This is a genomic window from Macrococcoides bohemicum (genome assembly GCF_003259675.1).
GTDB lineage: Bacteria > Bacillota > Bacilli > Staphylococcales > Staphylococcaceae > Macrococcoides > Macrococcoides bohemicum.
The window spans coordinates 192,649-206,617 of sequence record NZ_PZJG01000003.1 but is presented as its reverse complement, the minus strand read 5'-3'; the positions used below and the strand labels follow the sequence as shown (position 1 = coordinate 206,617).

Here is a 13,969-nt window from a genome sequence, read left to right as displayed (position 1 = left end):
CCTCAAGCTCTTCATTCTTTTTTACTATAGCACATTATACGCATGTCGCCTATCAAATTATATGTAATAAATATGAAACAATATATTTTTAAGTTGAACATTTGTTTGACGAATGCTTAAATTTGTTACATAATAATACGGTTAAAAGAAAATATCTTCATTTAATGAAGGCGTTTTATTATGCGTTCTCGCGCATGAGTTAGAATTCAAAGAAAACTATGTTTTAAACTTGCCTCACTATTTATGGTTTGTATATTTATATTTCCATTACTTTTTATATATATTTTTTCAGTTGATTATTATGCAACTGTCGATATGGATGATTTTGTATTTATCATCGATAATATCGTAGGGGTAGATGTAACAAGTCCACATACCTTCAAATTTGCGGTTACTGATAAATTACTTAGCATGAAGTCGTACCCAAATCCAATCAAATATTAAAGACGATTTCTGCTAGTATTACAACAAATATAGCCTTTCAGGACATCAATAAATTAAGAAGACATTATCCCTCTGCAATCGGTACAATTAAGAAGTTGCAATTAAACGGCGAAAATAAAATTGATTCAGATGGTCTATGGTATTTCATCCCTAATGAAGCTTCTAAATAAGATGTCAAATAGCAGGTGAAAGATAATCTCGGGATTAATCTTCAAAAATGTGTAAAGCAATGATCACACTGCTTTACTATTTTTTTGACAAAAAGGAGTAAAGATATGAATAAAACAGTGCTTATTGATATTTTATATACAGTAATAGGTTCAATCATCGTTGGTATTAGTTATAATTTATTTTTACTACCTGGTCAGATTGCAGCTGGTGGTATTTCAGGTCTGAGTACCATTTTAAATAAAATGATAGGATCAGATCCTGCGATGATTCAATTTATATTTAATATCCCTATATTCATTATCGGTTGGTTTACATTAGGAAAATCATTCAGTTTAAAGACTGTTATCGCAACATTTGTTGTGCCACTCACAATATTTTTAACCGCTAGTCTTGTTGAAAAAGGAACAACAGATGCATTATTAGCATCACTTTATGGCGGCATCGTGCTAGGTATTGGTTTAGGGCTCGTTTATCGTGGTAATGGTTCCACTGGTGGAACAGCTACACTTGCTCAAATCGTAAAAAAATATACAGGTTTATCAAGCGGTTTTTGTCAATTAATCGTTGATGCCTTTGTTGTTATCCTAAGTGCATTTGTATTTAATTTTGAGCTTGCTTTATATGCACTAATTTCAATATATGTTACAAGTAAAGTTATCGATATCGTACAGTTACACGCTGGTGATAATAAACTCGTGTTTATCATTACAACTAAAGAACAGAAGATCATTAATCTCATACACGAACATGTTGAGCGCGGCGTTACAAGCGTTAATGCATTTGGTGGATATAATCGTGAAGGAAAAAGTTTATTATTCTCTGTAATGGAACAAAAAGAAGCAATCTATTTCAAACAGATCATTACTCGTGAAGAACCAGATTCATTTGTCATTTTCATCAATACGTCCGAAATAATTGGCAGAGGTTTTTCTAAGGCAAAAATTTATCGCAGTAAGTAAGGAGGGATTTTATGATTGAAGCTATTATTTTTAATGCTGCTGTCACTGTGAGTGGTATCTATCTATTTCATAGACTTCAATTTTTTGAAGAGAAAGAAATCGTATTCTCAAAAAATTATATCACGTTACTGATGACACTCATTTCATTTTTACTAATGACATATCCGATTACGTATCATTCGTTCTCGTTCCATTTGGCTTTTATTCCACTTTTATTTCTTGGCCGATATACTAATTTTTTCTATACAATATTTAGTGCCATTATATTAGTGCTTGCAGAAATTTATATTTTTAATGAACCACCAGTCGAAACATTCGATCTATTGATTATTGCATCACTCGCCAGTATGATTGGCCCTTTTATTAAACAAAGTGACTTTAATGCAATTCAGTGGTTAACAGTGATGAGTATTCTTATCACGGGTATATACAATTTTTATAATAATACCTTTAATGGTTTAGAAATAATTCTGCTCGCTATTTCCAGTTTTATTTTATCTTTAACGTCAAGTATGATGTTCGTAGATATATGGCGCATATACAAAGTGATTCAGCGCTATGAGAAAGAAGATGAAATTGATCATCTAACAGGATTAGGAAATGTTCGGGAGTTTGATCGATACCTTAATGTTGTGAGTAAGAATGCTTCAGATTTGAAACAATCGTTATCTTTATTACTTATAGATATCGATGATTTTAAAGAAGTCAATGATCGTTTTGGACATGATGCAGGCGATGCTGTATTAGAGCAAATGGCACAGGTGATAAAAAACTATGTTCCGACTGATTCTAAAACATTCAGAAATGCCGGGGAAGAATTTAGCGTCATCTTTACCAATCACTCCCTTGATGATACTGTAAAAATAGCTGAAAGTATTCGACTTGGAGTAATGAATGCAACATTTCATCTACCGAACAAGGAAGTAATTAACTTATCAGTCACTATAGGAATTGGTTATATCACAAATGAAGAAGTTAAGACACACCGTAAAATTTTTAAAGAAGCAGATGAAATGTTACATGCTGCAAAGCATCAAGGACAAAATACTGTAATGTTTAATCCCATTATAAAATAACAGGAAGTATTCTTTCTGTTATTTTTTTATTAAGGAGGACCATATGGTTTCTATTCAGTTATATGATGAAAAAAAAGTGAAAGATGTTGCAATGCTGGCCGGTAAAATATTATTGGAGTCAGGTGCAGAAACTTATCGTGTTGAAGATACGATGACACGTATTGCCTCGCATTATGGTTTACATAATACACATAGTTTCGTAACACCAACAGCAATTATATTTTCACTCAATGAAAAAAGTTCTACCCGATTATATCGTATTTCAAGTCGAACGACAGACCTTGAAAAAATATCAGAAGTTAATGATATCTCTCGCGCCATTACGAGTGGTAAAGTCACCCTTGAAGCAGCGAAACTCGCTTTAGATGAACTAGATAAAGCAGATTTACAATATCCCTTCTGGTTAAAAGTTTTGTCGAGCGCGCTTGTTTGTGCATTGTTCCTTTTAATGTTTAAAGGGCAACTTGCAGATGTTGTACCTGCTTTCATCGCTGGTGCGATTGGATATTTTGTCTGTGATTACTTTAGTAAAATATACAAAATTCAGTTTTTCGCTGAATATGCTGGTGCAATGGCAATTGCACTTTTCGGACTATTTTTTGTGAATTATATATATAATGGTGAATTTGATAAGATTATTATTTCAGCAGTAATGCCACTCGTACCAGGCGTTCCGATTACAAATGCAATACGAGATATGATGGCAGGCCAATTATTAGCGGGTATTTCTAAAGGTGTAGAAGCTGCTTTAACCGCATTTGCCATTGGTGCAGGTGTAGCCACTATTCTTATAATATTTTAGGAGGATTAAATTTTGACTTTATTATTTCAAACAATCATCAGTTTCTTTGCATCTGTATTTTTTGCAATTGTATTTAATGCTCCTCGTAAACTACTCATAGCTTGTGGCTTTGTTGGTGCAATTGGCTGGATGGTCTTTACGATTGCAGAATCTACTGAACTTACACTTGCTGTAGGGGTATTTTTAGGATCGCTTTCGCTTAGTTTATGTGCACATCTTTTCGCCAGATACTATAAACGTCCTGTTATTATCTTTAACGTTGCTGGTATTATTCCACTCGTACCAGGTGGCGTTGCCTATGATGCAACGAAAAATTTAATTATCTCGGATTTCAGCGAAGCATTAGCGAAAGGTATGGAAGCAACACTTGCTTCTGGTGCAATTGCATTCGGATTATTGATTGCAGAAATATTATTCCAAACGTTTCTAAAAGGATATACACGCTTTAAGTATAATAAATACCGCAGAAAAAAAGGTGAAAAGCCAATCAAACTTTAAATCACACTTATTTTTAGTTTCATATTATTAAGAAATTTAAAAATAAGTGTGATTTTTTTGACATTTAAGATTAAAATAATAATATTAACATATATTCACAACAGGAGGATTATAAATGAAAGATAAATTAATTGAACGTTTAACACGTTATGTAACAATTGACACGCAATCAAATGCCGCAAGTACAACTACGCCATCAACAGAAAAACAATGGGATTTACTTAACTTATTACAGAAAGAAATCGAATCTTTAGGACTTGAAACCGATATCGATGAATACGGTTATTTATTTGCTACACTCCCATCAAATACAAACAAACACGTACCAACAATCGGTCTACTTGCACATGTTGATACTGCAACGGACTTTACCGGTACAAACGTATCTCCACAAATTATCGATAACTTCGACGGTGAAGATATTACTTTAAAGAGTGGCCTTATCATTGAAAAAGCAAAGTTCCCTGAACTAGAAATTTATAATGGCCATACATTGATGACAACAGATGGAACAACACTTTTAGGTGCTGATAATAAAGCCGGAATTACTGAAATCATGACAGCAATCGAATACTTAATCAACCATCCGGAAATCAAACACGGAAAAATTCGTTTCGGTTTCACTCCTGATGAAGAAATTGGTCGCGGACCGCACAAATTTGATGTTGAACGTTTTGGTGCACAGTTTGCATATACAATTGACGGTGGACGTCGTGGTGAATTGCAATATGAAAGCTTTAATGCAGCGGGTGTTGAAGTTGAATTTAATGGTGTTAACGTGCATCCGGGAAGTGCAAAAGATAAAATGGTCAATGCAATAAACTTAGCGGTGCGTTTCCAAAGTACATTGCCTGAGCAGGAGCGTCCAGAGCATACAGATGGATACGAAGGATTCTACCACTTAATGGATTTGGAAGGTAACGTTGAACATGCGAAACTTTCATACATTATCCGTGATCATGACCGAGAAAAGTTCGAAGCACGTAAAGTAACTATGGAAGAGATTATTAAAACAATTCAAGCTGATTTCGGTAAAGATGCAGCAAGCATTTCAATTAAGGATCAATACTTCAATATGGGCGAGAAAATCACGCCACATAAAGAGCTAATCGATGTACCACTAGAAGTAATGAAATCATTAAATATTGAACCGATTGTTGAACCGATACGAGGTGGTACAGATGGTAGCCAGTTATCATTTATGGGATTACCAACACCCAATATCTTTACAGGCGCTGAAAACTTCCATGGCCCTTATGAATACGTATCAATCGATGATATGGAAAAATCAGTGATGACGATTGTTGGTATATTATCTAAATTTGAAGAAAGCGCACAATAATTATATAAAAATAAAGGTCGATATATTATCAAATATATGACCTTCGTTTTTTTAAAAAAATAACTATTGCTTTCTTGTAGCCATCACAATATGCTGCACAGTGTTCTGTAATTGAATACCGATTTGAATATCTTCTGTATCCGAGCTTATTTCAGGATAAATATTAAGCTCAATCACTTCTTTATCATTACTCATTTGCTTATATTGTTTTCCACCCATTAAATATAAGTTTATCTTATCTGGATTTTGCAGCTTATTAATCTCACTTACGACAAGTGATCCTGTCGTTTCATTCACACTACCACCACCATATATCACCATATCTGCTTCGTTTATTAAACTGCCGATATGTGTACGCTTAAATATTAGTTCAGCAGATGTTTTTGTTTCAGCGTTGAATAGCTGTTCAAAAACAGCTCGAATGCCTCCACCATCGCCACCATAAATTGAGGCATTTAAATCAATACCAAATTTCTTAAATTGCTCTGAAATATACCAGATACTGTTATCTATAGTCTGTTTCGTTTCATAATCATACCCACTATTCGCAATATGACTTTCTTTACCATATATCTTATACTGGTGGTCACTAACTACTGTAAATGTAACTTCTTTTAAACGATCATCCATATCACCCAACTCAATATGTCTAATTTCCTTAAGATCACTCTGTTTAAGCGGGCCTTCTATTAATATGTAATCTCGATTATAGAATTTTGCACCGAATGCATAGAGCATACCAAGACCTGCATCAAAAGTAGTGATGCCACCAATTGATATAATAAATGATTTAACGCCCATATCTAACCCTTGTGTAATCAATTGACCAAGACCATAACTCGATGCTGCTAACGGATTTCCACTACTTAAGACTGTCTTTCCATCAATAAGCATGGTGTCCTGTTCTAAAATAGCAACTTCCACTTCAGCAGGCTTTAATAAATCATTATTTACATTACGTTTGATCTTACGACCTTTTTCCCATGTTAGTAAAGCATCTATCATATTTTTATCGCTCTCAAATAACGGGACCATTACGATATTTGCAGTATTATCAACTGCTTTAATACCATCAAAAACATACTGATTTGCGTGATGAGAGAATAAAATATCAAAAAATGAATCCATAGCAATTAATATCTTCATCTTTTCCTCCAAAATAAATAACTAATAGTAGTACTATTAGTTAATATAATTATTATTTACTTCTAAATCTCTTTCATTATTCTTCTGCTTTAGAAAGATTAGCAATTGTTATATTTTTATGACTGTCATGCCACATAACTTCTCCATTATTAAAGTAAAATGCTTGAGGTGATTCATGTTTGATGTGTGTTTTCGCTTCAATATAATTGGATAATTCACGTGCATCCTGAACGATTAAATAATATGCATTAATATCACGTTCATAAGCAAAATTATCAAATTGATCATATGCACTCGCAGATATCGGGCATGTGTTTGAATGCTTCAGAAAAAATACCTTACTATTCGATTCAAGCATTTCTTCAAACTGTTCAATCGTATTCAATTTTATAATCATGATTCCACCCCGTAATTGTGCTTTCGATTTTTAAAATATATCATGGTAAGATTATTTTTGCAATGTATTATTTAATATTACCCCTATCTCAAATAATTACACATTGGTATAATGACATTAATAAATATTTGGAGGTTACACGATGAACAACAATAAATTCCCTCTTAAACGATGGACCTTTATCGACACATTAAATACTTGCGTTTTAATTTATGTGCTGCTCTTTTTTAAGGATATTAATAAAAATCCTACACTTACTATTGTTATATTTATCGCAATAGCAATCTGGATATTCACTGTGATTGCAAAGAATATCATTATTTCTAAACAAGATAAAAATGAATCACTCAAATAAAAGCATAAAAGGCAATTGCCTTTTATACTTTTAATGTTTTGCTTCTAAACTATTTAAAGCATCATAATACTTTTCATCAATCGACTTAATATATTTCGTATTTTCTAAAATATTTTGAATTGGCAATTTTTGAAGTTCACTTTCTGTCTTCATGGCAACTTTGCGTTCTTTATAATAATTAATTAAACTATAATATGTCTCAATTGTAGCTTTACGCATGCCGATAACATTTTTAGATTTCAGTTTCGTTTGATTCAATTTATCGACATTGGCTTTTAGTAAGGGAATTAATGTTTCATCAATATACGCTTGTTTCTCGTTCACACTTCCACTTGATGTTAAATAAGTTACCTTTTCTTTTAATACATCGCTATTATTATTCACCAACTTAGTTAAAGTATCAAAATCATCACTATTGCGTTCTGCTTTTTTCGCATACTTTTCATTTAAAGCATTATTTTTTTCGAATACTTTTGTATATTCTAAAATTTTCTCATTTGATAATATTGACTGATTAAATAACATCATATAACGATTAAGTTCAGAAATGAATTGTTTCTTTTCATCTAAGTTTCTCACGTATATATTATGAACATCTTTAACTTCTTTTGTATTAGGTTTAACAGCCATAACTTTTTTCTCATATGCTTTAAGTTGAGGTTTTATTTTTTCATTAATGTCTAATTCAATCTTTTTTAACTTTTTCTTTTTCTCTTCTGTAACTTCTACGCCTAATAATTGGTCAGCTTTATCCAGCCCTAAATCATCGATTTGTTTAACCAGTTTCTTTTCTTCAGATTGTACATCTTTCATTTGAGCTTTATAATCATTAATATCAGACTTTACTTTATTACCGCAACCTGTAATAACTGTACTTACTATTAATATCAATACAATACAATATAAATTTTTCATATATGCTCTCCTCAATATCAATATTATACCTAATTTAGCCGAGAAATAAAACCTACATTCATTATTCACAAGGCTATAGTTACTTATGAAAGGAAACTTTAACATGCAAAAGCAGAAACCACTACTCACAATTAATAATAAAACAGAACAATATAGAACAAAATTTGAAGAGATTAATAAGATATTGATCACATTATTAGACACCCCAATTATTAAAACGATGCATATCGGTTCTACATCTATAGACGGAGCATTAACAAGCGGTATTATTGATATACTTGTTGTAGTAAAAAGTTTGCATGCTATGACCACACTTGATGAAAAACGTCTAAACCTGCAAAACTTTTACCGTTTACATCATCCATATCAAAAGAAGTGTGTGTATGCACAATTTAGTAATCTGCAATCACTAACTGAAGTTGTACGTTTACATATCGTAGAAGAAGATGGTAAAAAATTAAACCAGTACTTAACTGGTCAATCAATTTTAATAGAACAAATACAAGCGTTTAATCAGTATAAGAAAGCACTTAATCATGAAATTTCTGTGAAAGAATATGAAAATAAAAAGTCTGAATGGTTCAAACGTAAACTGTCAGTTTAAAATCATTGTTTTAACTGATATAATTAAGTTTGAATTCACCGAAAGGGCGTAATAAGAATGCAAGTAACTGAAATATATAAACAATTGAGTACAATTATTGATCCTACTCTTATTAAAATGAATGAACCATTAAAAAATTATACGTATACAAAAACAGGTGGTAATGCTGATATATATATTACGCCGATAAAATATTCTGAAATTCAAAAAACAATTCAGTATGCTAATGAAAACAATATAACAGTAACTTTCCTCGGCAACGGATCAAATATTATCATCAGAGATGGTGGCATACGTGGTATTGTAATCAGCCTGCTCGGGTTAACAGATGTCCAGGTAGAATACGACACAATTATTGCAAGCAGTGGCGCGGCGATCATTGATGTATCGCGCATTGCACGTGACCATCATTTAACGGGATTAGAATTTGCCTGTGGAATACCTGGTTCTGTTGGTGGTGCTGTGTATATGAACGCTGGTGCTTATGGTGGTGAAGTCAAAGATGTGATTGAAAGTGCTACTGTTGTCAATCATCACGGGGAAATCCTTACCTTAACGAATGAAGCGCTAGCTTTAGATTACAGAACAAGTATTATTCAGTCAGAGCATTATGTCGTACTTGAAGCAACATTTAAATTACAACGTGGGGATATTAATTTAATTCAATCTCAAATGGATATCTTAACAGAACGTCGTGAGGATAAACAACCTTTAGAATATCCTTCTTGTGGTAGTGTATTTAGAAGACCGCCAGGACACTTTGCCGGTCAACTGATACAGGAAGCTGGGTTACAGGGCTATCGTATGGGAGGCGTTGAAGTTTCTAAAAAGCATGCTGGTTTTATTGTAAATGTCGATAATGGTACTGCAACAGATTATGAAGAAATGATTGCGCATGTACAAAAGGTCGTATTAGAAAATAGCGGCATCGAATTACAGCCGGAAGTTAGAGTTATTGGTGAAAAAATTTAAAAGGGATATGGACACTAGTGTCCACATCCCTTTTTATTTATTATAAAAATAGTAATTTTTAGAACTTATTCAACTACGATATCTGCATTTGGCATTGTATGTTGATTGTGCGCAGTCACATGACTGATGACATTATAATTTCCTTTATCTTTAAATGTATATTCTAAAGTATAAACACCATCTTTAGCCTTCTTAACTTTTTCTTTTACAGAATTTTTCATATCTTTATCTTTGATGATTTCAAACATCACTTCATCCGCTTCATTTACAAAAGCCTTACCATGTTTAACAGTTGCAGTTATCTTTACTGAATCCCCTGCTTTTGCTTTAGCAGGCACATTTAAATCCACTGTTAATGGTATTACTGATTTTGATTCTGAATGAGTTCCGTGTCCTTCATGACCTTCTTGTTTTGTTTCCTGGCCACATGCAGTGAGCAATAAAGTACTAGCTGCAATGATGAATAATTTCTTCATTATTATCCCCCTAAAATTTAATGTCCATATTATTATCGTGAACATTATTCTGGTAATCAATGTACAAAATGTGACAAAGTATAAAAAAACAAGCTAATGCAAAATTTGTCATTAGCTTGTCAAATTAATTTAATTTTCGAAGACAAAGTCTTCATCAGTCAAGGCTTCAACATTTAATGCAATAACATATCCATCACCTTTAACACTAAAGAAATCGTGATTTTTCGTAGATGTATTTAAAGCATTTTCAATAATCGGATTGAAATCCTTTTCGTCAAAGTACGGTTCGAATCCTAAATTCGCTAATGCTTTATTCCCATTGTATTGTACATAATTTAAGACATCTTCAGTTAATCCTACACGATCATACAGCATCTTCGTATAGCTTTCTTCATTCGCATATAATTTCTGAAGCATATCATACATATCTTTATCCGCTCGTAGCTTCTCATCATCTGTTAATTCATTGCGAAGACTTTGTGCGTCAAGACCCGTAAATACGCCATGAATTGATTCATCAAGTAAAATTTTACGAATAATTTCTCCTGAAGTCGTCATTTTCCCTTGGCCAGCTAAATACAGCGGATAGTAGAATCCACTATAGAATAAAAATGTCTCTAAAAATACTGATGCTACACGTGCCATGTACTGATCATATATTGAAGCATCTTGAGCCCATAATTTATGATAACGACCAACGATTAAATCGGATTTAAATTTAAGATGCGGTTCATTGACTACCCAGTTGTCTAATAAATCATTTGTTTCAGAAGACGGTAGTAATGTCGTAAAAATATGTGAATAACTCTTTGCATGAATTTGTTCCATCATGCCCATAAATGAGTACACTGCCTTTTTACGTAAATCCTGTGTGTGTAATCCGATTAACGGCATACCGTCATCTGCCTGATGCGTATCAAGACCAGTTAAACCAGCAAGTGCATGGTTAAATGTGTATTTCTCATCTTCAGTTAACTCTTTCCAGCTAGCTATATCTTTCGATACTTTAAATTCAGATTCTACCCACATTTGTGAGATATTTTGACGCCAGAACATGTTCGTCATATCTTCTTGTGTATTCCAGTTAACAGCTTTCATTTTGTCAGTCCTTTATATAAGTAATTTTAAAAGCAGTAATAAGAGACCTTACGGCCTCTTTAAAATTTAATTATTCATTATAGTTTATGATTTATACATATATTACACTGCACAGCTCGTACATTCTTCTACACTTAATAATTTATTACGTGTGTAGTATAGAGATTTTAGTCCTTTATGATGCGCATAGACATAAAGTCTTGATAGTTCTCTTGTAGAAATATCAGAGTTTACAAATAAAATTGTTGATATCCCTTGATCCACGTGTTCCTGAATTGTCGCGATTAGATCAATCAATTTCATCTGGTTCGTATTGAATGCTGATTTGTAGAACCACATAGACTCCGGAGATAAGAATGGCATTGGATAGAATGTCTCTGCATTACCATATGTTCTACGTTCAATCTGATCAACAATCGGCATTACTGAACTTGTTGCATTTTGAACATATGAGATACTTTGCGTCGGTGCAATTGCTAAACGGTATGCATGGAATAAACCATTTTTCATAACAGCTTCTTTTAATGCTGTCCAGTCCGCTTGTGTCGGTACATCCATACCTTCAAATAAAGCTTTCACTTTTTCTGATTTCGGTGCATAATCTGTCGCTTCGTATTTCTCGAAGTACTCACCTGTTGCATAGTTTGATTTTTCAAAATCCGCATAACGTTCGTTACGCTCCATTGCAATTTGCATTGAACGTTCAATTGAATAATAATTCATCATCATAAAGAATGTTGCAGCAAATTCTTTCGCTTCTTCACTTTCATAGCCAATCTTGTTCTTCGCTAAGTATCCGTGTAGATTCATAACACCTAGTCCAACAGAATGTAGTTCCCGGTTTGCTTTTGCAACACCTGGTGCATTCTTTATGTCAGCAGCATCACTAACTGTCGTTAATGCGTCCATACCGATATGTACTGAATGCTGGAATTTCTTAGATTCCATTACATTAACGATATTGAGGGAACCCAGGTTACATGAAATATCACGTTTAATTTCATCTTCTGTACCATAATCATTAATTACTGAAGTTTCTTGTAACTGGAAGATTTCAGTACATAAGTTACTCATCTTAATTTGTCCAATATTTGAATTCGCATGTACTTTATTCGCATTATCTTTAAACATTAGATAAGGATACCCTGACTGTAACTGTGTTTGGGCGATTAAGTTTAACATTTCTCGTGCATCTTTTGATTTCTTCATCACATTCGGATTTTGAACAAGCTCATCGTACATTACTTCGATATCTAAATCATCTAACGTTTGTCCATACTCACGTTCTACTGTATGCGGTGCGAACATAAAGAATTCTTTTCCTTCTTTAGCGAGTTCAAAAAATTTCGATGGAACGATTAATCCTGTAGAAATTGTTGATAGTCTTAAATCTTCATCCGCATTAACTTTCTTAGTATCTAAAAATTCTAATACATCATAATGGAATATATTTAAATATACAGCTCCCGCACCTGGACGTTGTCCTAATTGATCAGCGTAGCTAAATCCACCTTCTAAAGCTTTCGCTACAGGTAACACACCTTTTGCTACACCTTTAATACCTTTAATTGCTTCGCCACGTGCACGTAACTTTGATAAGTTAATCGCTACACCGCCACCAATTTTAGATAATTGTTTCGCTGTTGAATCGATATAGTTGATTGAATTTAAACTATCATCAACTTCAAGCAAGAAACAAGACACAAGTTCACCACGACGCGCACGACCTGCATTTAAAAATGTCGGTGTAGCCGGTTGATAACGCTGTTCAATCATAGCTGAGACTAAAGCTTTCGCTTTTTCTTTATCACCTTTTGCTAAATATAATGCTACGATAATCACATGTTGCTTATAATCTTCTAAATATTGCTTTTTATCATTTGTCTTTAGAGCATAATCTTTAAAGAATTTACTTGCTGACATGTAGCTCGCAAATTGGAAAGGAATGTTCTCAGCATCTTTAATGATTTCAAGTAAATCTAATTCCGTATATTCTTCAAACAAATTATAGTAAAAATCCTGTTCCACTAAGAAGTGTAAACGCTCTAATGGCGTATCAAAATGGATTGTAAAGTCATGAATCTCTTCTAGATAAACAGCTAATGCCTCCTGATCTTTCTCTAAATCAAAGAATCCATCTTCACGGCGCTTTGTAACCTGGTTATTTAATTCAATATGATTGTATTGCTTCTCTTCTACTGTTTTCATAACATTCTTCCACCTTTTTATTAAATAATTCTACGTCTCGATTATTTCCATGAAGTTCAAATTTCATAAGAAGCGGAACGTGGTATGTAACACTGATGGTATCACCAGCTTTGGCGAAGTTTTGCCCCCAGTTACGATTTCCACTTCCTACTACTGCCGCTAAATGATGATGATATCTTTCTAAAAACTGCGATACTGCATCTGGAACCTGTCCAAAACCAATTGTACCTGTGACTATGATAAATGGTTCTGACACACCTTCTTTCGTCGCAGTTTCAAGAGATATCACACGAGGTTGTCCTGACTTTTGAATAAAACGACGTACATTCCCTGTTAATGAATAATATACAATTAACATTTGCCTCACTCCTAACTGTAAGGAATATCACTAAACAAACATGAAACATTTCAAACCAATATGTATGTAATATGAAACGTAATTTTCTATTTTTAGTTTAATATTATCTTGTGTTATTTTTCTTTTTCAACACAAGATATAGTGGTGC

General features: G+C 33.2%; 16 protein-coding genes. 9 read left to right on the top strand and 7 right to left on the bottom strand.

The window, feature by feature from the left end; all coding sequences use genetic code 11:
• The first annotated feature begins 243 nt into the window (after nt 1–243).
• The 6 genes from BHX94_RS13095 to pepT all read left to right on the top strand — a co-directional run bounded on the left by BHX94_RS13095 (nt 244) and on the right by pepT (nt 5,292).
• Nucleotides 244–444: an LCP family glycopolymer transferase gene (locus tag BHX94_RS13095; protein ID WP_111745527.1), complete on the top strand. Its 201-nt coding sequence runs from the start codon at nt 244–246 to the stop codon at nt 442–444.
• A gap of 275 nt (nt 445–719) precedes the next feature.
• Nucleotides 720–1,574 carry a YitT family protein gene (locus tag BHX94_RS07305; protein WP_111745526.1) on the top strand — a complete coding sequence of 285 codons (855 nt, stop codon included), beginning with the start codon at nt 720–722 and terminating at the stop codon, nt 1,572–1,574.
• Between the two features lie 11 nt (nt 1,575–1,585).
• Complete coding sequence (gdpS, locus tag BHX94_RS07300; RefSeq protein WP_111745525.1) at nt 1,586–2,650, top strand: GGDEF domain-containing protein GdpS; 1,065 nt, start codon at nt 1,586–1,588, stop codon at nt 2,648–2,650.
• Between the two features lie 43 nt (nt 2,651–2,693).
• Nucleotides 2,694–3,452: a threonine/serine exporter family protein gene (locus tag BHX94_RS07295; RefSeq protein WP_096077109.1), complete on the top strand. Its 759-nt coding sequence runs from the start codon at nt 2,694–2,696 to the stop codon at nt 3,450–3,452.
• 9 nt (nt 3,453–3,461) lie between these two features.
• Nucleotides 3,462–3,950 carry a threonine/serine exporter family protein gene (locus BHX94_RS07290; protein ID WP_111745524.1) on the top strand — a complete coding sequence of 163 codons (489 nt, stop codon included), beginning with the start codon at nt 3,462–3,464 and terminating at the stop codon, nt 3,948–3,950.
• A 115-nt stretch (nt 3,951–4,065) separates the two neighbouring features.
• Nucleotides 4,066–5,292, top strand: coding sequence for a peptidase T (gene pepT, locus BHX94_RS07285; protein WP_111745523.1), 1,227 nt, complete (start codon nt 4,066–4,068; stop codon nt 5,290–5,292).
• A gap of 63 nt (nt 5,293–5,355) precedes the next feature.
• Here pepT and BHX94_RS07280 read toward each other — a convergent pair whose 3' ends face one another.
• The gene (locus BHX94_RS07280) at nt 5,356–6,438 is read right to left on the bottom strand and encodes a glycerate kinase (RefSeq protein ID WP_111745522.1); all 1,083 of its coding nucleotides are present in this window, start codon (nt 6,436–6,438) and stop codon (nt 5,356–5,358) included.
• Nucleotides 6,439–6,514: 76 nt separating this feature from the next.
• Nucleotides 6,515–6,835 carry a bacillithiol system redox-active protein YtxJ gene (ytxJ, locus tag BHX94_RS07275; RefSeq protein WP_111745521.1) on the bottom strand — a complete coding sequence of 107 codons (321 nt, stop codon included), beginning with the start codon at nt 6,833–6,835 and terminating at the stop codon, nt 6,515–6,517.
• Nucleotides 6,836–6,977: 142 nt separating this feature from the next.
• On the opposite strand from ytxJ, the gene BHX94_RS07270 reads away from it, so the two are divergent.
• Nucleotides 6,978–7,190, top strand: a complete 213-nt coding sequence (locus BHX94_RS07270; RefSeq protein WP_111745520.1) for a hypothetical protein — start codon at nt 6,978–6,980, stop codon at nt 7,188–7,190.
• A 30-nt stretch (nt 7,191–7,220) separates the two neighbouring features.
• On the opposite strand, the gene BHX94_RS07265 is transcribed toward BHX94_RS07270, so the two are convergent.
• Nucleotides 7,221–8,105, bottom strand: coding sequence for an EMYY motif lipoprotein (locus BHX94_RS07265; RefSeq protein ID WP_170120792.1), 885 nt, complete (start codon nt 8,103–8,105; stop codon nt 7,221–7,223).
• A gap of 103 nt (nt 8,106–8,208) precedes the next feature.
• Between BHX94_RS07265 and BHX94_RS07260 the strand changes: the two genes are divergently transcribed.
• Together BHX94_RS07260 and murB are read left to right on the top strand one after the other, a co-directional pair.
• Nucleotides 8,209–8,709 carry a GrpB family protein gene (locus BHX94_RS07260; RefSeq protein ID WP_170120791.1) on the top strand — a complete coding sequence of 167 codons (501 nt, stop codon included), beginning with the start codon at nt 8,209–8,211 and terminating at the stop codon, nt 8,707–8,709.
• Between the two features lie 57 nt (nt 8,710–8,766).
• Nucleotides 8,767–9,681, top strand: coding sequence for a UDP-N-acetylmuramate dehydrogenase (gene murB / locus BHX94_RS07255; RefSeq protein WP_111745517.1), 915 nt, complete (start codon nt 8,767–8,769; stop codon nt 9,679–9,681).
• Nucleotides 9,682–9,746: 65 nt separating this feature from the next.
• Here the strand turns inward: murB and BHX94_RS07250 are convergent, their stop codons facing one another.
• From BHX94_RS07250 to nrdI, 4 genes are all read right to left on the bottom strand, one after another.
• Complete coding sequence (locus BHX94_RS07250; protein WP_111745516.1) at nt 9,747–10,157, bottom strand: FixH family protein; 411 nt, start codon at nt 10,155–10,157, stop codon at nt 9,747–9,749.
• 129 nt (nt 10,158–10,286) lie between these two features.
• On the bottom strand, nt 10,287–11,255 hold the full coding sequence (nrdF, locus tag BHX94_RS07245; RefSeq protein ID WP_096077119.1) for a class 1b ribonucleoside-diphosphate reductase subunit beta: 969 nt from the start codon (nt 11,253–11,255) through the stop codon (nt 10,287–10,289).
• Between the two features lie 102 nt (nt 11,256–11,357).
• Nucleotides 11,358–13,463 (bottom strand): class 1b ribonucleoside-diphosphate reductase subunit alpha, encoded by a 2,106-nt coding sequence (gene nrdE / locus BHX94_RS07240; RefSeq protein WP_111745515.1) that lies wholly within the window; start codon nt 13,461–13,463, stop codon nt 11,358–11,360.
• Entirely contained in the window at nt 13,426–13,821 is a 396-nt protein-coding gene (nrdI, locus tag BHX94_RS07235; protein WP_111745514.1) for a class Ib ribonucleoside-diphosphate reductase assembly flavoprotein NrdI, read from the bottom strand. The genes nrdE and nrdI overlap by 38 nt, the downstream gene beginning before the upstream one ends.
• Nucleotides 13,822–13,969: the final 148 nt, after the last annotated feature.